This window comes from Pseudoalteromonas sp. ABE4_541, from assembly GCF_056312285.1.
Genome location: NZ_JBSVEM010000025.1, coordinates 42380 through 66553 on the forward strand (window position 1 = coordinate 42380; position 24174 = coordinate 66553).

General features: G+C 42.5%; 24 protein-coding genes. 11 read left to right on the forward strand and 13 right to left on the reverse strand.

The annotated features are described in order from the left end of the window. From ACW689_RS19065 to ACW689_RS19075, 3 genes are read right to left on the reverse strand one after another with little or no spacing between them, the layout of a single operon-like run. Complete coding sequence (locus tag ACW689_RS19065) at positions 1-879, reverse strand: hypothetical protein (RefSeq protein ID WP_476293734.1); 879 nt, start codon at positions 877-879, stop codon at positions 1-3. Continuing rightward, positions 860-1987, reverse strand: coding sequence for a PilT/PilU family type 4a pilus ATPase (locus ACW689_RS19070; protein WP_476293775.1), 1128 nt, complete (start codon positions 1985-1987; stop codon positions 860-862). The genes ACW689_RS19065 and ACW689_RS19070 overlap by 20 nt, the downstream gene beginning before the upstream one ends. An 11-nt stretch (positions 1988-1998) precedes the next feature. Further along, positions 1999-3042, reverse strand: coding sequence for a type IV pilus twitching motility protein PilT (locus tag ACW689_RS19075; RefSeq protein WP_476293735.1), 1044 nt, complete (start codon positions 3040-3042; stop codon positions 1999-2001). A 30-nt stretch (positions 3043-3072) separates the two neighbouring features. Between ACW689_RS19075 and ACW689_RS19080 the strand changes: the two genes are divergently transcribed. The 7 genes from ACW689_RS19080 (at position 3073) to ACW689_RS19110 (ending at position 9232) form a co-directional block, all read left to right on the forward strand. Continuing rightward, positions 3073-3756, forward strand: a complete 684-nt coding sequence (locus ACW689_RS19080) for a YggS family pyridoxal phosphate-dependent enzyme (protein WP_476293737.1) — start codon at positions 3073-3075, stop codon at positions 3754-3756. Positions 3757-3770: 14 nt separating this feature from the next. After that, positions 3771-4592 (forward strand): pyrroline-5-carboxylate reductase, encoded by an 822-nt coding sequence (gene proC / locus ACW689_RS19085; RefSeq protein WP_476293738.1) that lies wholly within the window; start codon positions 3771-3773, stop codon positions 4590-4592. A 9-nt stretch (positions 4593-4601) separates the two neighbouring features. Continuing rightward, on the forward strand, positions 4602-5135 hold the full coding sequence (locus ACW689_RS19090; protein ID WP_476293739.1) for a YggT family protein: 534 nt from the start codon (positions 4602-4604) through the stop codon (positions 5133-5135). An 11-nt stretch (positions 5136-5146) separates the two neighbouring features. Beyond that, positions 5147-5584, forward strand: a complete 438-nt coding sequence (locus tag ACW689_RS19095) for a DUF4426 domain-containing protein (protein ID WP_476293777.1) — start codon at positions 5147-5149, stop codon at positions 5582-5584. A 6-nt stretch (positions 5585-5590) separates the two neighbouring features. After that, on the forward strand, positions 5591-6184 hold the full coding sequence (locus ACW689_RS19100; protein WP_476293740.1) for an XTP/dITP diphosphatase: 594 nt from the start codon (positions 5591-5593) through the stop codon (positions 6182-6184). After that, positions 6181-7317 (forward strand): radical SAM family heme chaperone HemW, encoded by a 1137-nt coding sequence (hemW, locus tag ACW689_RS19105; protein ID WP_476293742.1) that lies wholly within the window; start codon positions 6181-6183, stop codon positions 7315-7317. The genes ACW689_RS19100 and hemW overlap by 4 nt, the downstream gene beginning before the upstream one ends. Positions 7318-7393: 76 nt before the next feature. Continuing rightward, positions 7394-9232, forward strand: coding sequence for a DUF885 domain-containing protein (locus tag ACW689_RS19110; RefSeq protein ID WP_476293743.1), 1839 nt, complete (start codon positions 7394-7396; stop codon positions 9230-9232). Between the two features lie 217 nt (positions 9233-9449). On the opposite strand, the gene ACW689_RS19115 is transcribed toward ACW689_RS19110, so the two are convergent. Continuing rightward, complete coding sequence (locus ACW689_RS19115; protein ID WP_476293745.1) at positions 9450-10814, reverse strand: sensor histidine kinase; 1365 nt, start codon at positions 10812-10814, stop codon at positions 9450-9452. A gap of 273 nt (positions 10815-11087) precedes the next feature. On the opposite strand from ACW689_RS19115, the gene ACW689_RS19120 reads away from it, so the two are divergent. Further along, complete coding sequence (locus ACW689_RS19120; RefSeq protein ID WP_476293746.1) at positions 11088-12239, forward strand: TRAP transporter substrate-binding protein; 1152 nt, start codon at positions 11088-11090, stop codon at positions 12237-12239. Between the two features lie 2 nt (positions 12240-12241). Here ACW689_RS19120 and ACW689_RS19125 read toward each other — a convergent pair whose 3' ends face one another. After that, positions 12242-14422, reverse strand: coding sequence for a YgiQ family radical SAM protein (locus ACW689_RS19125; RefSeq protein WP_476293748.1), 2181 nt, complete (start codon positions 14420-14422; stop codon positions 12242-12244). Positions 14423-14536: 114 nt separating this feature from the next. Next, positions 14537-16738, reverse strand: coding sequence for a bifunctional diguanylate cyclase/phosphodiesterase (locus ACW689_RS19130; RefSeq protein ID WP_476293750.1), 2202 nt, complete (start codon positions 16736-16738; stop codon positions 14537-14539). 207 nt (positions 16739-16945) lie between these two features. Here ACW689_RS19130 and ACW689_RS19135 point away from each other — a divergent pair, with 207 nt between their 5' ends. After that, complete coding sequence (locus tag ACW689_RS19135) at positions 16946-17455, forward strand: SRPBCC family protein (RefSeq protein WP_476293751.1); 510 nt, start codon at positions 16946-16948, stop codon at positions 17453-17455. Further along, positions 17452-18333 (forward strand): TIGR03899 family protein, encoded by an 882-nt coding sequence (locus ACW689_RS19140; protein ID WP_476293753.1) that lies wholly within the window; start codon positions 17452-17454, stop codon positions 18331-18333. The genes ACW689_RS19135 and ACW689_RS19140 overlap by 4 nt, the downstream gene beginning before the upstream one ends. A gap of 53 nt (positions 18334-18386) precedes the next feature. Here the strand turns inward: ACW689_RS19140 and ACW689_RS19145 are convergent, their stop codons facing one another. The 7 genes from ACW689_RS19145 to dusA all read right to left on the reverse strand — a co-directional run bounded on the left by ACW689_RS19145 (position 18387) and on the right by dusA (position 23174). Continuing rightward, positions 18387-19148 (reverse strand): TIGR04219 family outer membrane beta-barrel protein, encoded by a 762-nt coding sequence (locus ACW689_RS19145; RefSeq protein ID WP_476293754.1) that lies wholly within the window; start codon positions 19146-19148, stop codon positions 18387-18389. A 3-nt stretch (positions 19149-19151) separates the two neighbouring features. Further along, complete coding sequence (locus ACW689_RS19150) at positions 19152-20138, reverse strand: DUF2333 family protein (protein ID WP_476293755.1); 987 nt, start codon at positions 20136-20138, stop codon at positions 19152-19154. A 14-nt stretch (positions 20139-20152) separates the two neighbouring features. Then, positions 20153-20662 (reverse strand): copper chaperone PCu(A)C, encoded by a 510-nt coding sequence (locus tag ACW689_RS19155; RefSeq protein ID WP_476293756.1) that lies wholly within the window; start codon positions 20660-20662, stop codon positions 20153-20155. Positions 20663-20745: 83 nt separating this feature from the next. Continuing rightward, positions 20746-21069, reverse strand: coding sequence for a hypothetical protein (locus ACW689_RS19160; RefSeq protein ID WP_476293757.1), 324 nt, complete (start codon positions 21067-21069; stop codon positions 20746-20748). 13 nt (positions 21070-21082) lie between these two features. Further along, on the reverse strand, positions 21083-21286 hold the full coding sequence (locus tag ACW689_RS19165; RefSeq protein WP_476293759.1) for a PspC domain-containing protein: 204 nt from the start codon (positions 21284-21286) through the stop codon (positions 21083-21085). 10 nt (positions 21287-21296) lie between these two features. Next, entirely contained in the window at positions 21297-21974 is a 678-nt protein-coding gene (locus ACW689_RS19170) for a PspA/IM30 family protein (RefSeq protein WP_476293761.1), read from the reverse strand. A gap of 219 nt (positions 21975-22193) precedes the next feature. Continuing rightward, the gene (gene dusA, locus ACW689_RS19175) at positions 22194-23174 is read right to left on the reverse strand and encodes a tRNA dihydrouridine(20/20a) synthase DusA (protein WP_476293762.1); all 981 of its coding nucleotides are present in this window, start codon (positions 23172-23174) and stop codon (positions 22194-22196) included. A 183-nt stretch (positions 23175-23357) separates the two neighbouring features. Here dusA and ACW689_RS19180 point away from each other — a divergent pair, with 183 nt between their 5' ends. Beyond that, the gene (locus ACW689_RS19180; protein ID WP_476293764.1) at positions 23358-24035 is read left to right on the forward strand and encodes a site-specific integrase; all 678 of its coding nucleotides are present in this window, start codon (positions 23358-23360) and stop codon (positions 24033-24035) included. Positions 24036-24174: the final 139 nt, after the last annotated feature.

The following is a 24174-nucleotide window of genomic DNA, read 5'->3' on the forward strand; positions in this document are numbered from 1 at the left end:
TTACCCCCCAGGTTTCAAAACCTGCATTTTAGTCCAATCAGGAATAAAGCCTGCCTGAGTGTAGGCTTTTGTGATCACCCCTTTTGATCTAAGTTCCGCTAACCCTTTTTGCAATGCATAAAATGCTCGCTCTCCATCTGGGTGTAATTTAGATACAACAAAATGACGACTCCCCTGAAGCATTACAACCCATTTTGGATGAGCTACTAAATGGATGTCCTCCAAATTATATTGGTTGTCTTTACTTGGCATCAGTGGCATAAGCATAAAATCAGCCCATTTCATACTGACCATTTTTGCTTGCGCTATCCACTCATGTTCAATGATATGCTCTTTTAGTGGCAAACTCTGCATCGTTTCCCAATCGGTTCGCCACCTTGGTGTGCTGACCGCACTGAGCTTATATAAATCTTCCCATTTTGAGATTGATTCTACTTGTTTATTATCGGGAGCATAAAAGATCCCAGCATAATACTGGCCAAGTTCAATAACAGCATCACTGACAAACACTTTATTTTGTATTGCTCTGGCATCACTCAACCAGTAACTATCAAAGCTGAGTAATAGCTCGCCTTGCTCCAATAACTTAGTATTTCTAAAATTAACTCTCCCAGTTTGATAAGTGAAAGATTTATCAAACCCGCCAAGTAACAAAGCTTTTTGTAGCAAGATCATATCGACTACATCACGGCGTATGTAATTCCCCGAAAAGTCTTCTACTTCTAATACATCTCGACCATTTAAAAATCGCAGGTAGTCTTCATATACATCATCCCTAATATACATTTGTATATCGTCAGTGCTTGATGCATTAAACGAGATAGTGCTAATGATAGTGGTGCAGAAAATAGCAAATAGTCTACTTATTATCCAAGCCATCCACAGTGACTCCTTGTAAGAATCCAGCTCCCTGTTGCTCGTTGTTCTGTAGCTTAATCATCAACCTCAAATCATTTGGCGAATCGGCGTGATGTAATGCATCAGCGTAATTAATTCGCTGCTGCTTATACAACTCAAACAATGCTTGGTCAAAGGTCTGCATACCCAACTCTTTCGATTTGGACATGACTTCTTTTATGGAGCCAACATCACCTTTTTTAATCAATTCAGAAACGAGTGGCGTGTTAAGTAATACTTCAATGGCAGCCTCTCGACCATCTCCTTTAGACGATGGGATTAACTGCTGAGCCACGACAGCACGTAAGTTAAGTGCCAAATCATACTTGAGCTTGTCATGTTTTTCTTTTGGTACTAAATGCATAATGCGATCGATGGCTTGATTAGCGTTATTAGCGTGTAATGTTGCCACACATAAATGCCCCGTTTCGGCAAAGCTTAGCGCATATTCCATGGTCTCTTGAGAACGGATCTCCCCAATCAGAATGACATCCGGTGCTTGACGCAACGAGTTTTTTAGCGCGGCTTCAAAACTCTCTGTATCAATCCCCACTTCACGTTGTGTAATGATGCTTTTTTTATGCTCGTGAATAAATTCAATCGGATCTTCAATAGTGAGAATATGTCCTCGCTGATTACGGTTACGATACCCAAGTAATGCAGCCAAAGAAGTAGACTTACCCGTACCAGTCCCTCCAACAAAGAGCACTAAGCCACGTTTAGCCATAATCACATCTGTCAGCACGGAAGGTAAGCCAAGCTCCACCACATCCGGTATTTTCGTGATGATGCGTCGTAGCACCATACCTGCACAATCTCGTTGCCAAAATGCGGAGACTCTAAAACGTCCTGCATCCGACACTATCGCAAAGTTGCATTCTTTATACGTATGGAATTGTTCTTTTTGCTGCGCGCTCATGATGGACTCAACTAAGTCCAATGACTGGCTCGCATTGAGTATTTCACCATCTAGCGGTAATAGTTCGCCATCAATTTTGGCGCTTATCACCAACCCCGCAGACACAAACATATCAGATGCTTGCTTGTCTGCCATTTGCTGTAAATATTTGTCAATTTTACCTAACTGCATCATGGTGCTCCTCAATAACCACTCATACCGCCTTTATCTTGTGAGCGGCTCTGTGCATCTTGCTGCGAGATCAATCCTCGGTTCACTAAGTTACTTAAACATTGCTCCATGGTTTGCATGCCATGGATCGCCCCCGTTTGTATAGTGGAGTACATCTGCGGAATTTTATCTTCTCGAATAAGGTTTCGTATTGCTGGAATCCCCAACATTATTTCGTGTGCCGCAATGCGCCCTCCACCCACTTTTTTCACTAAAGTTTGTGAAATAACCGCCTGTAATGATTCCGATAACATTGAACGTACCATGTCTTTTTCTTCACCAGGAAACACATCAATGATACGGTCAATTGTTTTTGGCGCAGAGGTGGTGTGCAAGGTACCAAATACCAGATGACCTGTTTCGGCTGCCGTCATCGCTAAACGGATCGTTTCCAGATCTCGCAGTTCCCCAACCAAAATAACATCCGGGTCTTCACGTAATGCACTGCGCAATGCGTTATTAAAACTTCGTGTATCGCGGTGGACTTCACGTTGATTGATCAAACTTTTCTGGTTGGTATGTACAAATTCAATAGGGTCTTCAATAGTCAGAATATGATTATGTTCAGTGGCATTAATGTGATCGACCAATGCAGCTAGCGTGGTAGACTTACCAGAGCCGGTAGGCCCTGTAACGAGCACTAAGCCTTTTTTGTACTCGGCGATTTTTCGAAAAATATCGGGGGCGCCTAAGTCATCTAAGGTCAACACGCTTGAAGGAATGGTGCGAAAGACCGCTGCGGGTCCGCGATTAGTATTAAATGCGTTGACACGAAAGCGCGCCAGGTTAGGCACTTCAAAAGAAAAATCTACCTCAAGATTTTGCTCGTAGTCTTTGCGCTGGTTATCATTCATAATATCGTAAACGAGATTATTAACGTCTTTTGCCTCAAGCGCTGGAATATTAACGCGACGTACATCGCCATCCACGCGGATCATCGGAGATACACCCGATGATAAATGTAAATCTGAGGCTTGATGTTGCACACTAAAAGCCAATAACTCAGTAATATCCATTTATGACTCCACTAAGAGCTGAAAAATAATATGGTTACAATAGCAGAACGGCTCAACGCCGCCTACGCTCGCGTAGAAAAAGCCACGCAACAAAGTAAGTATGATCACCCTGTTACTATTTTAGCAGTTTCTAAAACAAAACCTGTTGAACTTATCGAACAAGCCTATGCCCACGGTCACCGACAGTTTGGTGAATCGTACGTGCAAGAAGCCATAGACAAAATATTGCACCTAAAAGAACACCGAGATATTGAATGGCATTTTATTGGACCGATACAGTCTAACAAGTCTCGTTTGGTCGCTGAGCATTTTAGCTGGGTGCAAAGTGTTGATCGACTTAAGATTGCTCGGCGTTTAAACGAACAACGTCCAAATAACCTGATGCCGCTGAATGTGCTAATACAAGTTAATATCAGCGCAGATGAAAACAAAGCAGGATGCAGCCTTGACGAGCTTGATGAACTTGCACAGTTTATTGAATCAAGTCGCCAACTCAATCTAAGAGGACTGATGACCATTACCGAGCAAACCGATGATAAACAAAAACAGTTACATTATTTTGAGCAAATGAAGGCTTGCTTTGATAGACTGAAGGACCAATATCCACAGCTAGATACCTTGTCAATGGGGATGAGTGGTGACTTGGAGCCTGCGGTAATTGCGGGTGCGACCATGGTACGCATTGGCACGGATATTTTTGGCTCAAGAACATAAGGTAAGTACGCACTATGTCTAACAAAACAATTGCATTTATTGGCACCGGAAACATGAGCTACGCGATCATCGGCGGGATGATCAAAAATGGCTTTTCACCACAAAGTATTATTGCCACCAATCGCAATCAAGACAAACTCGCCAAAGTTGCGAGTGATTTTCAAGTACAAACCACATCCGACAATAATCAGGCTGTCAACGATGCCGATATCATTGTGCTTTCCGTCAAGCCACAAATGATGGACGAACTTTGTAAAAGCTTCATTGCTGCAGGTATCGATATAAGCAATAAACTATTTATTTCTGTGGCTGCAGGCATCACGGTTTCGCGCTTAAGAGAGATGTTAGGACAAAAAGTGAAGATGGTTCGCTGTATGCCTAATACACCTTGCCTGCTAGGCCGAGGCGTATGTGGCTTATATGGTGAAGATATTGACCAAACTGAACGCGATTATGTCGAGCAAGTATTTAGTGCTACCGGCATAGCTATGTGGGTTGAGCAAGAATCGCAAATTAACGACATCATTGCGGTTACAGGCTCCTCTCCTGCCTATTTTTTCCTCTTTATGGAAGCCATCGAAGAAAAGGCTAAAACGCTTGGGTTTAGTTCAGAACAAGCTCGTCAACTTGTACAACAAACGGCGCTAGGTGCTGCTGAGATGGCTGTATCACAGCCAGATATTAGCATCGCACAACTGCGTGCCAACGTAACATCAAAAGGCGGTACTACTCATGCCGCAGTAGAACATCTCAAATCTCAACATTTACACTCGACAGTCGCTGGTGCAATGGATGCTTGTATTGCTCGCGCTGAAGAAATGGAACAAGAAATATAAGGTTAATTTATGAATGCCATGCAATTTTTGATAGGGATCGTATTTGATCTATTTCTGATGGTTGTATTACTGCGATTTTGGTTGCAGCTCGTGCGCGCCGATTTTTACAACCCGCTAAGTCAAACCGTCGTTAAGGCAACCTCGTTTGCGGTCAATCCACTACGTAAAATTATCCCAGGTGTCGGTGGACTAGACATCGCCTCGCTGTTGCTGGCATTCATCGTCGGCTTTGCCAAAATTTCGCTTTTAATGGTGCTTTTTTATGGCGGTTGGGACCCAGTTAACGCCCTGATTTCCGGTGCGATAACTGTTTTGAAAGAGGCTTTCTCACTGATATTTTGGATCCTGATTATTAGAGCCATATTAAGCTGGGTTGCGCAGGGCTATAACCCAATTGCCGCTGTTTTTGATCAACTCACAGAGCCGATGCTAAGACCTATTCGTAAAGTTATCCCGCCATTGGGCGGATTAGACTTATCAATTCTAGTACTTCTGATCGGCATGCAGTTTTTACAACTGCTGGTGATGGACTTACTTTCTTGAGGCGAGACATGATGAAAAAATACTTATCATTTTTTATCCTGCTGATAATGGCGACTTTTGCGCAAGCGCAATCGACCCAAGGCGGACAGTTTAAATCGCTAGGACCTTGGCAAGTGCATTACATCGCCTTTCCATCGACCTTTATTCAACCCAATATTGCTAAAGCCTATGGTTTAGAGCGCAGTGGCTACAAAGCTATTGTCAATATTTCTGTATTAAAAAACAGCAAAGATACCCCTGCACAAAAAGTAAAAATAAGCGGTGAAGCCCGCAATTTACTCGGCAATAAACAACAGCTAGGGTTTAAAGAAGTCATTGAAGGTGATTCTATCTACTACCTTGCCCAGATTGATATTAATAATGAAGAAATACAGCGTTTTACCGTTAATATTTCTCAAGGTAACAATCACCAAGTGCTGAACTTTCAACAAAAATTTTATGTGGATTAAAACAGTATGAGCCAAAAAATTGTCCTAGCGACAGGCAACCAAGGTAAAGTAAAAGAGCTGGCAAGCATGCTCAGCAGTCTCAGCATCGAAGTGCTACCACAAAGCCAGTTTGATGTACCAGACGTTGCAGAAACAGGCACTACTTTCGTTGAAAACGCCATCATTAAAGCGCGCCACGCAGCAAAAATAACAGGTATGCCAGCCATTGCTGACGACTCAGGGTTAGAAGTCGATGCGCTAAGCGGTGCACCTGGTGTGTATTCTGCACGTTTTGCAGGTCCTGATGCGAATGATCAAGATAATATCGACAAGTTACTCGTTGAGCTTGGGGATAACCCAAGTCGCAGTGCACGCTTTTGGTGCGTACTCGTTTATATGCGCCATGCCGATGACCCAACACCGATTATTTGCCAAGCCAGTTGGGAAGGCAGCATAACCAAGGAGCAGCAAGGCCGTGAAGGCTTTGGTTATGACCCCGTGTTTTATGTAGCAACGCAAAACTGCACTAGTGCAGAATTAAGCAAAGAGCAAAAAAATGCGCTGAGCCATCGTGGTCAAGCACTGAAAGTGTTAGTTCAGCAGTTACAAGGCAAGATGTGAAACTTCCTCCGTTAAGCCTATATATTCACGTCCCTTGGTGCGTTCAAAAGTGCCCTTACTGTGACTTTAATAGTCACAGTTTAAAGGGCAATATCCCTGAAAAAGAGTATGTGCAGCATTTACTTGATGATCTAAAGGCTGACTTACACTTAGTGCAAGGCCGTAAATTGCACAGTATTTTTATTGGTGGTGGCACACCAAGCTTGCTCTCGGCAGAAGCTTACCATTTCTTACTGGGCCAGATAGACAAACTGATCCCGTTTGAGTCGGATATAGAGATCACGCTAGAAGCAAATCCAGGGACTGTTGAAACAGACCGATTTAAACGCTATGTAGAAGCTGGAATTAACCGCATTTCAATTGGTGTACAGAGCCTGCAATCAGATAAATTAAAAGCATTGGGCCGTATCCATGGTGAGCAAGAAGCCATCAATGCTGCGCATGAGGCTAAATGTGCAGGCTTAAACTCGTTTAATATGGACTTAATGCATGGCTTACCAAATCAAAGCTTGAGTGATGCATTGAGTGATTTGCAACGTGTGATCGATCTTGCGCCACCTCACTTATCTTGGTACCAATTGACCATTGAGCCCAATACGCAATTTGCTTCTAAACCGCCGATATTGCCAATCGATGAAATTCTTTGGGATATTCAAGAGCAAGGTCAAGCGTTATTAGCTGCAGCCGGATACCAGCAATATGAAATTTCCGGATACGCAAAACCAGGCTTTGAATGCAAACATAACCTGAATTATTGGCAGTTTGGCGACTATTTAGGCATTGGTTGTGGTGCGCATGGTAAGATCACCCTGCCCAGTCAAAATAGTATTTTGAGAACGGTCAAAGTTAAGCATCCACGTGGCTATATGGATCTAACCAAACCTTATCTGTATGAGAGCTGGCAAGTTGAACCTGAAGACAGGCCATTTGAATTTTTTATGAATTGCTTTCGCTTGCAAAAAGCTTGCAACAAGCAAGATTTTGTCGATTATACCGGCTTGTCGCTCGATACGGTTCAAGATGCTATCAACAATGCCGTGTCAAAAGGTTTACTGGTAGAGCAAACTCATTCATGGTTAGTTACAAATAAGGGCCACAGATACTTGAACGACCTGCTACAATCTTTCGTTTAGGTTAAGACACCTGTAGTCAGCCCAAACAAATTAATAATTGAGTCGTGTGACTCCCCCAATAATAAAAGGTGAAACAATGCGTAAACTTACTTTTATTGCTGCTGCAATTAGCGCAGCTTTATTAGGTGGTTGTCAGCAAACCGCTGAAAAACCAGCACCTACCCAACAAGTTCAACAAGTTCAACAAGTTGCACAAAGCGAAGTCGAAAAAGCAAATGCTTTTTTTGAAGAAGTCTTCATGCGTGGTGTCATGCGCAGCCCTGTATACCAAACATACATGGGAATTAAGCAAGACTATGACAAGTGGGATGAAAACACTGAAGAACGCGCATTAGAAGACCTTAAGCTTACCAAAGAAGCACTTGCTACCCTTAAAAGCATTGACCGCAGCAAACTAGATGCAGCAACTCAAGTTAGCTACGATTTAATGCAACAAAATCTAGAAAACGAAATTGCAGATTTTAAATGGCGCTACCATTCATACCCTGTGAACCAAATGTACGGTACACACTCAATGGTGCCGGCGTTTTTGATCAACCAACATCAAATTACTGACGTAAAAGATGCGCAAGCATATATCTCGCGTTTAAATGGCGTACCTACAGTATTTGACCAGCTAATTGACTCGCTTAAAGTTCGCGCCGACAAAGGGATCGTTGCACCTAAATTTGTATTCCCACACGTTATTGAATCAAGCGAAAACATCATCAAAGGCGCCCCTTTTGAAGGCGGTGATGATTCAACTTTATTAGCTGATTTTAAGCGTAAGGTTAATAAACTAGACATTGACGATGCTGTAAAATCAGACCTAATTGCTCAAGCAACTGAGTCGCTAAAAGTGGCCGTAAAACCGGCCTATAGCAAACTAATTAACTACCTAAACCAGCTTGAAAAACGCGCGGATAACCGTGATGGTGCTTGGAAGTTCCCTGAAGGTGAAGCATTCTACAATAATGCACTAGCTCGTACGACGACCACGGCCCTAACTGCGAAAGAAATCCATGAAATTGGTTTATCTGAGGTGGCTCGTATTCATGATGAAATGCGTGCAATTAAAGATAAAGTCGGCTTTAAAGGCGACTTAAAAGCGTTTATGGAGTTCATGAAAACGGACAAGCAATTTTACCTAGCGAACAATGACGCAGGTAAAGAGCAGTACCTGAATGAAGCGACTGCGCTGATTGATAACATGAAGTCACGCCTTGATGAGCTATTCATCGTTAAACCAAAAGCAGACATGATTGTTAAGCGAGTGGAAGCTTTCCGTGAAAAAGCGGCAGGTAAAGCATTCTATCAACAACCTGCGCCAGATGGCTCTCGCCCAGGTATTTACTATGCAAACTTGTACGATATGGAAGCGATGCCAACCTATCAAATGGAGGCACTGGCTTACCACGAAGGTATCCCAGGTCACCACATGCAAATTGCTATCGCTCAAGAATTAGAAGGTGTACCAAAGTTCCGTAAGTTTGGCGGTTACACAGCTTATATTGAAGGTTGGGGTCTATATTCTGAATTCGTACCAAAAGAAATGGGCTTATATGCTGACCCTTATTCAGACTTTGGTCGTTTAGCGATGGAGTTATGGCGAGCATGTCGTTTAGTAGTTGATACTGGTATTCACGCAATGAAGTGGACTCGCCAAGAAGGCATCGACTATTACGTGAACAACACGCCTAACGCTAAGTCTGATGGCGTTAAAATGGTTGAGCGTCACATCGTCATGCCATCACAAGCGACAGCATACAAAATTGGTATGCTGAAAATCTTAGAGCTTAGAGAAGCGGCTAAGAAAGAACTAGGTGACAAGTTTGACATTCGCCAGTTCCACGATGTAGTGCTTAAAAACGGCCCAGTTCCATTAAATGTGCTAGAGCGCTTTGTTGACGAATGGGTTGCGAGCAAAAAAGCTTAATTGCAAACCCAGCTCAAAATAATCAAAAGGCTGCGTTTGCAGCCTTTTTGCTATTTAGCTGATAGCGCTTCTCGAGTTTTCTGCTGTTATACCATTAATACGCTTAACTAAGTGGTCTATTTTGAGGCAAGCAAACCTCGTCAGTAGCACCGCTACAGAGTCCAGCTGTCATCAAGCTGAATCCCTCAAAATGATTAAGTGAGATTGCGGATAGCTTTTAGATATCAAACTCAGTTTTTGCCAGCACAATATGAATACATGTACCGCCATGCGCTGGACTTTGTATTTTCAACTCACCTTTTAATTTATCCGTCACTAAATAATGTATGATGCTTGAACCCAATCCAAGCGATGTGGCATGCTGTGGCGTATGCGCGGTGGGGTCCGCCAAAATAGAGAGTAGGTCACTGTCTATACCCGCACCATCATCTTTAAAGTACAAGTGTACGAACTCATTAACAACCATCGCCGACACCACAATGTTAAGCGGCACATCATCCAACTTACCATGTTGAATACTATTACTAATACAATGATGAATGATCTGCTCAAATACCGCTGGACTGCTTTGTAGGCTAAGCGTATTTGGGATCTCATATGCAACGTGAAAATGCTCTTTAGGCATTTTATCTTCATGACTTTTGAACACGCTTTCAACGAGTTGCCTAAAATTAAATTGCGTTACTACGTCGAACTGGTGGTTATTTGCAATTTGCCTAAAATCCTCCAATACCGTGTAGCTTTTGACTATTTCATGTTCCAGCTGCAACAAAATTTGCTGTGACTTTGCCAAAATATGAGCAATTTGCTCATCGCTACTTTCTCCAGCACATAGTTTACTCAACAAAGTATTTAAACGTCGGTGATGTGTCGCAGCTTGCCTTAAAGGCTGCTCAAAAGACTGTGAAAAGCCATGTACCATATTACCTATGGTAGCCACTTGCGCTTCTTCAATAAAGCGAGTGTGTACTTGATCTAGCCGCCCGACAAGCATATTTATATAATCAAGTAATTCGGATAACTCGGACTCCGCCGCCAACTGCCCTTTATACAAAGGAGGGAGTTCACAAGACTGCTGTTGCTTTGCTTCACTCAGCACCTTTTCAGTTAGAAGTACACCTTGATGCAACTTTCTATAGCGGTAATAAAGTAAACCAGACCAAAGTAAAATGACCACAACAAGTAACAATAAAGAGCGCTTATCCATCCAAGTATTTTGCGCCTGCTGCTGCGAAATTTGCTCCGTTAGGGAGGTCAATAAGGGAATTTGTGCTGTGCTCGCGTCTTTTAGCTCTCGCACATGTTGTTGCAATACGTTGTCATCATTAAGCCCAGCAAGCTTATTCAATTGCACTTGTTGTTGTTCAATCTGACTTGCCAGCATATGGCTCGACGTATCTGGCAATAGCTGAGCAATTATGTTTAATTGATGTTGGAGATCTGCCAACGCATCACTCAGCATCTGCCGCTGCGACTTTTGTACTAAATCGAGCTCCTGATAATACTGCACCGAATGAAAGCTGTTATGTAATTGGTTTAGCTTATTCTCAATATCAAACCTGTCATGTGCAGCGGTCAGCATGAGCCAAACAATCAGAACACAGAGGGTGCTCCCAATAATTAGTAATATTTTATAAATTAATTTTGCATGAGTTATACGCACAAAGAGAATACTCGCTGAAATGCCATGGCCTAAGCTTAGTCAAAAATAGAGCGAATACCAATAAACACAATGACTTACTTTGTTCTAAGATAAACTTTAAATATAAAGAAAACTAGATTTCACACCCAAACTTAGCCTGTTTCACTTCCTCTGCTAAGCTTACTTCATAGCCAGTAACCGTGATCACGCAGTATGGTTTGCAAAAACAAGCAATGCCAAAAGTCAGAGACCATAGATAGGACCCGCCGTCAATTTACCCAAAAGCTCGCTTTAATTGGTGCAGGGCTCAGCGTTCCACTCCCGCTATTAGCAGCCAAAAGCTGTTTGTTAGAAGATATGATGGAACAAGAAAAATGCCTTTCGGCAAAATACAATATGCTCTTTGCGTCTCCTTATGACTCAGCGAAAAGTAACTCCTCACCCCACATGCATCAACAATTGAAAAATAACATCCACGCATTCTCAAAAGGAAAGATTTACCTCAATGTATTCGACAATGGTGTGCTAGGTGTTGGCACCGATCTGGCAGCACTCGTGGCACGAGGCAGTATTCAAGCTGCGCTTATCTCAGTATCCAACTTAACCCCCATCTTGCCATCACTAGACATTTTAAACATTCCATTTTGGTGTGCTGAGCAGCAGAACTACTTAAACTTAATTTCATCAAGATTATGGCAAACACAAGTGATTAGTGAGATCCAAAAACAAGGTAAGTTGTCGATTCTTATGCACTATGTACCAGGCGCAAGAACAGCCACTTCAACGAAGTACTTTGGTGCCACACTCAGCACACCGGATGTGATGAAAAATGTTGTTTTCCGCATCCCTGCTAGTAAAGCATTGCGTCAATTCTATGAATTATGTGAGACATCACCTGTTGATGTTCCATGGAAGAAGGTCGCCACATTAGCACAAGGCGGACGAATTCAAGCGCTTGATCCTTCCATCGTTGGCTTATTCAATGGCCCTAATAACTTAAAGCAACATTTGGGGGTCATATCGCAAATCAACAGCGTACAAGATGGTTGGCTATTAGTGGTCAATCAACCTTGGTTTAATACTCTACCTAAGGCATTACAAACGGCTCTGTATGACGCAGCACACAAAACATTTTCACAGCACCTACAATCGATGCCAAATATCGCACGGTACTGTGAATCAGCTTTGAAAAAAATGGGTACCAGCGTGTATTTACCAAACCAAGATGAAATGCAGCAATGGAAAGCAGCCGCAGGGCATCAACGCGCTGAGTGGCTGCCATTTAAAAACCATTTACTGGACGGTGAAAAGCGCTTCACAGAGTTTTATGAAGCAGCCCATACCCAAAACAAAATTTCATTTTAACGCTACTTAGCGCGTTTACGGTTAGAGCCCACACGAGGTTTGGTGTTCGCCTTTTTAAATTGGTTAAAACCAGTGTGGCGAGTAAGTGCTGGTTTTCCACCCTTTTTAGGGCTTCCTTTACCAGCAGTGCTTGAGCGCCCTTCATCAGGAACTAGACAATTCGGCCCTTTACCAATTAAGTTCGCTTTACCCATAGCGCGCAATGCGTCTCTGATCATTGGCCAACCTGATGGATCGTGATAACGTAATATCGCTTTATGCAAACGACGCTGGCGTGCTCCTTTGGGCACCGCAACTTGCTCAGTATTATTCTTGATATTACGCAGTGAGTTCATTTCTGTATGGTAAATAGTGGTGGCATTCGCCATTGGAGACGGATAAAAGTTCTGCACCTGATCTAATTTAAAGTCGTTCGCTTTCAGCCAAAGCGCCATATTTACCATATCTTCATCGGTTGTTCCTGGGTGAGCAGAAATGAAATATGGGATCAAATACTGCTTTTTACCCGCTTCTTTTGAGTACTTATCAAATAACGCTTTAAACTTGTCGTATGTGCCCATTCCCGGCTTCATCATCTTAGATAATGGGCCTTGCTCAGTATGCTCTGGTGCGATCTTCAAATAACCGCCAACGTGGTGCGATACAAGCTCTTTCACGTATCTTGGATCTTCGATAGCTAAGTCATAACGCACGCCTGAAGCTATCAAGATTTTTTTCACACCTTTTATATCACGAGCTTTGCGATACAAATCAATCGTTGGCGTATGGTCGGTATCCATGTGTTTACAAATATCTGGATATACACACGATAAACGACGACATGTACTTTCAGCTTTTTTACTCTTACAGCGCAGCTTATACATGTTGGCTGTCGGACCACCCAAATCAGAGATCACGCCTGTAAAACCTGGCACTTTATCTCGAATTTGCTCGATTTCTTCAATGATTGATTCTTCTGATCGACTTTGGATGATTCGTCCTTCATGCTCAGTGATAGAACAAAAACTACAGCCACCAAAACAGCCTCGCATGATATTGACCGAAGTCTTGATCATCTCATAGGCTGGAATTTTCTCATTGCCATAACTAGGATGAGGAATACGCTGGTAAGGCAAGCCAAAAACGGCATCCATCTCTTGCGTTTCAAGCGGAAATGCTGGTGGATTAACCCATACAGAGCGATCACCATGTCGCTGGAATAAGGCACGCGCACAACCTGGGTTTGTTTCTTGGTGTAAAATTCGTGACGCGTGTGCATACAGTGGTTTATTAACACTTACCTGCTCATAGGCTGGTAATTTGACGTACACTTTTTCCCAGGGTTTCAAGCGCGGCGGTTGCACCGTGATCGGCTTCGCCGCTTCAGCGGATAAGTCAATGCCCGCTTTTGCAAACTCAGACTTACTACAACCCACATCATCGGCACCATAAGGGTTAGGGATCGGGTCAATTTTACCCACTTTATCAATTGCAGTTGAGTCACTTCCGCGCCACTCAGGTAAAGGTGTTTTACGAATAACCGCAGTGCCTCTTACATCTTGAATGGTATCAACGCTTTCCCCTTTAGCAATACGATGCGCCACTTCAACTAATGGTCGCTCAGCATTGCCGTATATTAAAATATCCGCTTTTGCGTCAAAGATAATGGAACGACGCACTTTTTCTTGCCAGTAATCATAGTGCGCAATGCGTCTTAAACTAGCTTCAATGCCCCCAATAACGAGCGGAACATCTTTGTAGGCCTCTCGACAACGCTGACTATACACCACAACGGCTCTATCTGGGCGCTTGCCTCCAACATTACCAGGTGTATAAGCGTCATCATGACGCATGCGCTTCTCCGCCGTGTAGCGGTTGATCATTGAGTCCATGTTACCCGCTGTCACACCAAAGAATAAATTAGGCTTACCTAGGCTCATAAAAGCGTCTTTGCTAGACCAGTCCGGCTGCGCAATAATACCAACCCTAAAACCTTGCGCTTCAAGTACACGGCCAATCACTGCCATACCAAAGCTAGGGTGGTCAACATAGGCATCGCCCGTTACGAGCACAATATCGCAACTGTCCCAACCTAATTGGTCCATTTCTTTACGAGAGGTAGGTAAAAAGGGAGCGGTGCCATAACACTCAGCCCAGTATTTAGGGTAAGAGAATAACGGACGTTCTGCTTTGAGTGCGCTCATAATGACTGCCTAGCGGGAAAAAGAGCCGAATTATAGCTCAATACGAGCTAACCTCAAACTATAGAATCGAGCCCCCAACACACAGAGACTAGAAATCATCTACCACGTGTTGGTTTACTTTACTTTGTAACTTTTTAGAAATGCCATCAATTCGTGACTTGGCATTGGTTTAGCGTACATAAAGCCTTGTACTTCATCACAGCCCATTTTTTTGAGTAAATCGGCCTGAGCTTCGGTTTCCACCCCTTCAGCAATGGTTTTTCTTCCTAAATGACGGCCCAGCGATATAACCAACTCTGCAATTGCCCCACTGTCTTCATCTGGAATATCTTTAATAAATGCTCGGTCTATTTTCAAACGAGAAAACGGTAATTTTTGTAGATAGCTGAGCGATGAAAAACCGGTGCCAAAATCATCAATCGCCACTTCAACGCCAAACTCTTGAAGCTCCTCAAGGGTTTCTATGACCACACCAACTTCATCCATAACGACACTTTCTGTCACTTCTAGCTCAATGAACTCAGGATCTACTTGGTATTCGATTAAGGTATCTTTCACCGACTGTGCATAGTTTGCTACTTTAAACTGCGGCACAGATACATTCACTGCAATACTCATTTCCCAGCCATACTCAGCCAAAAGTTTTTGCTGTTCACAAGCTTGTTCCAATACCCATTGACCAATATCCACAATGAGCCCGGCATTTTCAGCTAGAGGCACAAATATTGCCGGCGAAATGTATCGTCCATTACCTGAAGGCCATCGTAGTAGCGCTTCACAACCAATGATTTTGAGAGTTTGTAAGCAAAGTTGAGGCTGATACCAAACCTCCAGCTTGCGGTGTTCAAAATCTTGCCTTAACTGCCGTATCAACCCCAACTTCCAGGCCATCTTCTCTTCCAGATCAGAGGTATACCACCCCAGCACTCGGTTTGCCTGTTTTGCTTGGTTAAGCGCAATATAAGCAAGCTTTAATGTATCTAGGCCATTACACGCAAAATCTGATTGTTCGCACACACCAATTCTAAAATGGACAGACAACACATGCTCATTAACCTGATAGGGGATTAATAAGCTATCGACAAACATACGTTCATCGAAGCTTGCTTTTGGTAGTATCAACCCAAACACATCCGCACCAATACGCGCCAATAGCTCTGTTTGTGTAAACTCTTGCTGCAAGCGATGCATCACTGCCAACAATAATTGATTACCGACCTCTTGCCCTAACCCATTGTTAATATCTGAAAATTGGGCTATATCAACAAGAATAAACAACAACTCATCTGTTTGCTCTTTCTTATAGTAACGAGCGAGTTGTTCAACAAAACTTGCTCGATTGGGTAACTTGGTTAGTGAGTCTTTATAGGCAACATCTCTCAATTCATTGAACAATTTGATATTGTCTAAACCGATACTGACGTTCGCTAAAAAAATCTCCATAAACTGCAGTTGCGATTCTGTCGGCTGAATATCTAACTCAATGTAAATTGCTGCACTGCGGTTTTTTCCTTGCAAAAGCACTGTAATATCATGCTCAGTTCGCTGATGCTCACCACTATTAAAACAATTTTGCACTTGCATAATGACACGGCCATTATCTAGCTGCTCTAACCCTTCTCCAAAAAACTCTTGGAAATGGGTAGTGCCACCCAGCACCATAATTCGCTTATCCTGACCTTGCTGGCCACTGACAATACCATTGGGCTCGTTACCAAGGATTGTGGCTAACTGTGATACAACCGCTAGACTAAACGAGCGAATATCATTGTGCCCCAAGATACCTTTGCTTGCGTCTAAAATAGAAGTGAGAGCCGTGCTTTGTGCTTCCAGTTCACAGATTTGACGATAGGAGCGCACCGCAGTCATCATGGACGTGACTAACTTGCTACGCGTCAACTCCGTCTTCATTTTATAATCATTGATATCGTAATCTCGGATTACTTGCTCTTCAGGTGCATGACCCGGCTGGCCTGTGCGTAAAATAATACGTACATTTTGATTATCCAATTCATCACGAACGCGTCTAGCGACAATCAGCCCAGCATCATCGCTCTCCATAACAACATCCAGCAACATGACACATATCTCTGGTGTATGGATCAACTTATCAATGGCTTCTGCACCGGAATAGGCATGGTGAAAACGTAGAGAACGTCCCCAAAATTCAACGCCCGATAAAGCAAGCGTTGTGACGGAATGAATTTCAGGATCATCATCAACAACCAGCACATCCCAAAAGGTGCTTTTAATTTCAGGCTCTTGCGTATCATCATCATGATCTAAAAATAAAAAATCATCTTGCTCAGATGCCATCAGTTATCCTTCAACTCACTACTTGCTCGAAGTATCAAATTTGTATTTACTTAGCCGTTTACCATAATACGAATTGTGGTACATTTTTACTACTATGTATAAATTTTTGCTAACACGCTAGAAATATTATAGACGATGTTCAAACACTTGCGTGCCAGATGTTACTGATCAGGTTTGGAGTTCGATATCAGAATTTTCATCAACTTAATGAGAGTCATATTTTTTGTCTTCTTGCTACTCGTATTGGCAGGGTTGTTGCTGCCCCATCAATTTCAAACCAGCCAAAGTGCAATTTATCACGACACTACGCCTAAGCAATTTGAGCAACTCAATGACCTGCAATATTGGTCTGAGTTAATGGCATGGCAACACATCAGCGGTATGCAGAGTATTCATATCTCCATCCCAAGTAATCAACCCGGTGCACATGCCAAGCTGAACCATCAACTAGGTAATATCGAATTAACCATCATTAGCCAAACATTACAGACATCTCAATTTTCTGTACTGATTAATAATGAGCATAGTGCGACTGGAGTGCTACGCATTAGCCATGATAATAATCAAACTACGGTGAGTTGGCAGCTCTCCGGTGTGATCCACTCGAGCTTGTTTGGCGGCTTTGCCGCGCTTTATGCGCAGCACTACTTAACTCAAATGTTGATCTCTGCGCTCAATAACCTAAGTACTGAGCTAAAAATACGAGCACAAATATGACTGTAAAAAATGCGCAAGCTAAAGCGAGCTTAGCCTCGCTAATTGAAGAAAAGCTCGGCTTTACAATGGTTAAAAGACGAGATTTTGGGTCTCGATCTGGCTCCGATGAAAGCTATGGAGCACAAGGAACAATGCCAATTAGCTATAGTGTAAGAAGCGAAGATAGTATTTTAAAAAGAGCACTAAAACGCGCACAACTTAGTAAAATACAACGCCAACAGAACATTGAGCAAATTACAGCACTAGCATTAAGTGCCTGCCCTGATGTAACAAGCCAAGGTCGCCCCGACCCCGACTGGTTAGAGCATTTTATCGACTTAGCCGAAGACATTGCTAACCAAAATATGCAAAAACTTTGGGCAAAAATACTCGTGGGTGAAACCGTAGCTCCTGGTACCTTCTCCATTAAAAGTTTGCAAACACTCAAGCAAATGACCCAACGCGAAGCTTCAGCACTGCAGCGCTGTGCTGCGCTTTGTGGTTATCTTGAAAAAGAAGACAGCTATTTAATTTTACTCGGATATTATAAAAAGCCATCGTTTTTTGATTTGCTGAGAAAAGGTAATAAAGAGTCCATCAATTTAGGCGCTGCAGGGCTTAGCTTTCCAAATATACTGACATTAATGGATATTAACCTGATTTATAGAAAAGAAATTGAATCAGCAAGCTTAAAACAAGGACAAACTCTACAGCTTACTTATCAAAACAAAAAGCTCACACTGACTCCTAAAAGTAATGAGCTAGTGCTCAGTTATTACAAACTCACACAAACAGGTGATGAGCTAAAAAAATTGGTCAGCTCCCCCATCAACAAGAAATATAAACAGGCGCTGGAGCAAGCTCTAGAAGCTGAGTTTGAGTGCCAGTGGGGAACATAAAGTAAAAAAGCGGCGCTTGGCCGCTTTTTGGAAACACGCAATCGATGTCTTAATTAGAAATGGATCTCGATTCCAGCAAACGGACCCGAAACATCAATATCCGTTGTGATATCGTCAATATCATCAAGCTCAATCACCATTGAGCGATAACCGGCTTTTAACGATAGGTCCATTGCTAAATTACCCAATACTTCCCACGCCACGCCCACTTGGTAATCTTGAATTTTACTATCATCAACCGCAAGCATGCTACCTTCAGCAAAAACACTAAAACCGGTCATCGGCAAACCAAACTGAGCACGCAAGTAACCTAGGGGGACCAGCCCAGAGAAGTCTTTAACTTCGGTAGTTGCCGTACCATCAACCGTACCCGTCAATTTAATAGAGCCATCAAATTGTTTAAGATTAAGACCAAAGTCAAAAGACACCAAGTCATTATCAAACAACTCATAGTACAAGGTATAATCAATGTGGTTTAAGTCAGTTAGGGTGTTAGCAGCAGTACCAACCGTGAAGTTTTTACCATCAAATTCAAACGTTTCTGATAGCGTTGTTGAACCATCTAACTCAAGTTCAGTATAACGTAACTTAATATTTGGAATGAAAGGCACCGGATGCTCTAGCGCGGCGTAGTAACTAGAGAATGTTTCATCTTTAAAATTAAAAGACTCCGAATTACCTTTTTCGGCGAAGCTACCAGAGTTATCAGCCTGCCACCCTTCTGCTCCCAAATATAACCCGAGCAACGTATCTGCGTGAGCAGCAGGTGCTAAACAAGCCATAGACAACGCGGCTGCAATACAATACTTTTTCATTTTTTATCCTTGCGCTAAAAGTTCACTGAGTTCAATAAGAGCGGCATTAGCTCTTGAAATATAGTTTGCCATTACCAACGAATGATTGGCAACCAAGCCAAACCCACTACCATTTAAAATCATTGGGCTCCATACAGTTTCCTGCGTTGCTTCCAACTCTCGAATTATCTGTTGCAAACTAACAGTCGCATTCTTTTTCGCTAATACATCAGCAAAGTCATATTCGACCGCTTTTAAGAAATGCAATAACGCCCAACTAGCACCTCTAGATTCATAAAACACATCATCTATTTTCCACCAAGAGGTTTTTACCTCGCTGTGACTAGGTGCATAAGTTGCTTGGTTAGCGGCGCTATCTCCAGCAAGATCTGTATTCACCCTATCCTGCCCAACACTTGCACTTAAGCGCTGACTCAAGCTACCAAGACGCTTTTCAGCTTCTTTTAGCCAGCCTCGCAAGTTATCCGCGCGAGCATAAAACTGACTGTCTCGTTCCGCCGGACTGGCAATTAACGAGCGGTATGTTTTTAAGTGCTCAATACCCGTTTGATATTCACCTTCAGCACTTGGCCATGCCCATGCTGTCGAACTAATATTAAATTGTGGTTGCGCTTTTTTTAAAGATGTATGTTCTGTTGACTGAGACTGCGAACGGCTAAAATCTTTGCGCATTGATAAAGCAAGATCTCTGACCATTTCAAGTGCCCCATATTCCCACGCAGGCATGTTATCCATCATCACACTCGGCGGTAAAACATCGTTAGACAAATAGCCACCAGGTTTATTGAGCAGTGTTTCACTTACATGTATGAGTGTATTGGTGGTCACATATCCAGTTACTAGCTTTTCATTACTGCTTTGCGCTTGCTGCTTGGCTTGCTCCACAACGTTAAACTGCTCAGGTTCAATACTCCAATATACTGCAAGCAAATAACCTATCAACAGCAAAGAACCTATCGCGCCAAAAATTTTTCCAAAATGTTGCTGCATAAATGTTCCTACCCTTAATGGTGACTATGTTGTGAATGTTGGTGATGTTTCTTTTCCATTTTATCTTGTAATGACACGACCTTAATTGGTACTTGCAATACCTCTTTATCTGCAAAATACAAAGTGAGTACTCGCTCTTGCCCTTTTTTGAGCGGTTCGCTCGGCTCAAATGCCATAAGGTGGTAACCTCCAGGTTTGAATACAAGTTGCTTATGCGGCCCGACTTCAACAGCTGCTACTTGCTGCATTCGCATCATGCCATTCCTATGTACATGTTCATGAATTTCAACACGCCCAAGCCCTGAAATTGTTGCCTTGATAAGCTGCTTTTGCTCACTCGAATGGTTTATCAACTCAAAATAAGCCGCTGTCGATAATGCTGCTGGCAAAAACTCTCTAATACGCGCATGTTCAACCAGAAGCACCGATTGTTCAGCCCCATGAGATGTGGAATGAGAAAGTACTGGCATCGCAGCTAAAGAAATGACGGAACAAACACCAATAACCAAATGTTTAATGAACATATACTTTCCTTGAGAATAGCAATAACTGCCTAAATCATATCATGATTTAGGCAGTTCCGCGTTATCAATCCCATTACTTTCAGTTAATGCGATGACTCAGGTTCAACAACTAACCAACCAACAGCCACTAACAATAACAACGGAAATGCTATCAAAATTGAATTAAACAGCAGCGCCAATACTAGCCCAATGAGCACCACTAAAAACACACCAATCAAGCCCATCCCTAACAACGCAACCACAGCAACAAATGCGATGATACCAATCAATACTGTGAACAATTCCATACCTACCCAACTTAAGTCTAGGATAAACTCTGGAACGCTTAACCACATGAGAGGTGAGTTTAGCCATGACAATGCTGAGCAAACCATTAACGCTATCAAGACTAAAAATACGGTTTTCATGGTGTGCTCCTTATTAAACTTTACTCGGTAAAACTGCGTAACCAACACCGTATGCAAGTAAAGTAAACATAGGGAATTTTAGGAACAACAACACAGTTAATAGTCGTGTGAGCCAAATTGGCATGTTGAAACGCTCAGCCAGGCCAGCACACACTCCGGCAATTTTTTTGTTTCTCATATCTTTAAAACAGGTTTTTCTATCGCGATAGCAGCTCATGATAAACTCCTTAAGCACTCACCGAGTTACTTTGACCTTGCATTTTTTGTTTAAGTTGCGCCAGTTCAGCGTCTATTTTTTCACCCCGCTCAAATTGCGCAAATTGTTGCTCTGTATTGCTCTGACCGAACTCATAGCTTTCCACCTGTGCTTCGATTCGCTCCACTTTGCTTTCTAGTTGCTCGAAACGCTGCAGCACATTAGTTACTTCATCACTGGACATTGTCGTTCTGACTTTAAGTCTAGAACATGCACTTCGCTGTGCTCGCTCAAATTGTTGTTGCTTACTTTTCAGTGTTGCTATTTTATTCGCTAGCTTATCCGCATCATCTTTAAGCTTTGTTAACGTTCTTTGTAACTCTTCACTTTGCGCCGTCAATAATTCTTGCGCCTCTACAAGCTTTTGCTTTTCAATTAGAGCGGCTTTAGCAAGATCTTCACGTTTTTTTACCAAAGCATGTTCAGCCTTTTGTTGCCATGCTTCAATGCTTTTAGCATCACTCTGCTGACGACGTTCCAATGCTTTTTGCTCACAAATGATCACCGCGGCTGTGCTGCGACATTCACTCAGAGCCTCATTAAGTTCAACTAATAGTTGTGAGGCAAGCTTTTGGGGATCCTCTGCTTTTTCTAAAAATGCATTTACTTCTGATTTAATTAAGTCTTCAATTCGATTCATTAAAGCCATGTTGTGCTCCTTTGCATTTGGCGTTTAGTTAACCTGATAATCCAACCTTTATGCCAAAATTAAAAAAGCCATGTTAAACATAAGATTAAGGAATATTTAGCAAATACAACACGAATTAATCACAGTGAACACTTAGCTAATAACGCTAAAAATTCGCACTTCTGACCAACAAAAAAGCCGCATTAAATGCGGCCTTTTTAATATATCTAACTGGGAATATTATTCTTCAGGTACAAAGCTCAACGCTTTTTCCATCACTTTAAGATCGGCCTCTTTTTTATGACCGTTTTCAGATAGGTGACGTCTAAATCCTCGAGCGCCAGGCTGCCCTTGGAAAATCCCCAACATATGACGAGCAATATGCCAAAAATTTGCCCCTGCGGACATTTGCGCCTCAAAATAGTCATACATGCTACGCACTACTTGATGACGAGTTTGAGTGAATGCTGCATCCCCATAAATTAGTTCATCCACTTGAGAGAGCATAAATGGGTTGCTGTACGCTTCACGCCCCACCATAACACCATCAACATGCTGCAAGTGGTGCAAACTATCTTCCATCGTTTTTACACCGCCGTTAATGCTGATGTGTAAACTAGGGTAATCTTTCTTAAGTTGATAAACTCGCGGGTAATCAAGCGGTGGGATTTCTCTGTTTTCTTTCGGGCTTAAGCCTTGCAACCACGCTTTACGTGCATGAATAATAAAATCATCACAACCTATTTGCGCAGATGCCTCAATCAGCGCTGTTAAAAATTCGTATGAATCTTGCTCATCAATGCCAATACGTGTTTTGACTGTAACGGGAATGTCCACTTGCGCTTTCATCGCAGCGATACAATCAGCTACCAGCTGTGGCTCAGCCATTAAACATGCTCCAAAACGGCCATTTTGAACCCGGTCTGATGGACAACCAACATTAAGATTGATCTCGCTATATCCATGTTCAGCCGCGCGTTTAGCACATTCAGCTAAGGCGGTTGGATCGGAGCCTCCAAGCTGCAAAGCAACGGGCATTTCATGATCACCAAAACTCAGATAGTCACCTTTGCCAAACAAAATAGCCCCTGTGGTGATCATTTCAGTATACAGAACCGCATGTTTGGAAAGCTTACGATGAAAGGTACGACAGTGTTTATCCGTCCAATCTAGCATCGGTGCCACGGAAAAGCGTCTGAAATATGTATGTGCTGAAGTCATAAAACACTGCCTTAAAGAAACTAAAATAGAGTACAAATTGTTCTTGGCCGCGCAGTATACCTGAATATAAAGTATGGGGCTACGCTGAACAAAGTTTACAATAAAATGGCACTTAGGCTTTATTTAAGGCCCGTTAAAAAGATACACTAACCACTTGAAAGCTAAATAGGTATAACATCAAGCATGAAATCGCATTTGGGCCGAAGGGCTTTTTCTGCTATGGAGTTACACACGCTATTTAATGGCTATGTTTATGGTGATGAGAAACAACCTAGGGAACAACCCAAGCATTGGCATTTCTGGCTACCACTTATCGCCTATTACACCGGCGCATACAGCGATGAAATCGGCAGTTTAACATTAGATGATGTTGTCAAAAAAGACTCTGTACACGGTTTTAATTTTACAACTCATGGAAAAATCCAGCACAGGTTTATACCTATTCATACCGCCCTATGGCAAGCAGGATTAGAAAACTATTTAAATTATGTAAAAAGCCGAGGACATACAAGACTTCTATTTGATTTACCCTCTAAATCTGGCAGGTATAGTGAAAAAGTTCGTATTTGGTTTTCAGGTGAAGGCGAACGCTTAGGGTATTTACAAAAAAGTGGCTTACCGAATGTAGATCAGCAGGGCCTTAAAACCGCAATAAGCAGTTTGCGTTTAAATTTTGAGCAACAAATTCGTATTTCCGCACTTCAACAGGCAAACAAGCCAGCTTTTAATTACTTAATGGGCTTAAAGGACGACACGCTACTCTCCCCCCTTCCAGCCAAACTGTTAAAACAAATCGTTGCTCCTGTGAGAGTTATCAATAGTAATGTTCATTGGAGCCGTTTTACTTCACGAACTCATTAGTCTTGCGATAAAGTGATGTAGACAGTGACTAAATGAACATGAATGAAAATTGTCCACTTCCCCGTCAGTGAGACACCTGTAAACTAGAGTTTTCTAACTTTGCCCGGTAAGCTGCTGGCGGCAGATCACCGAGACTTTC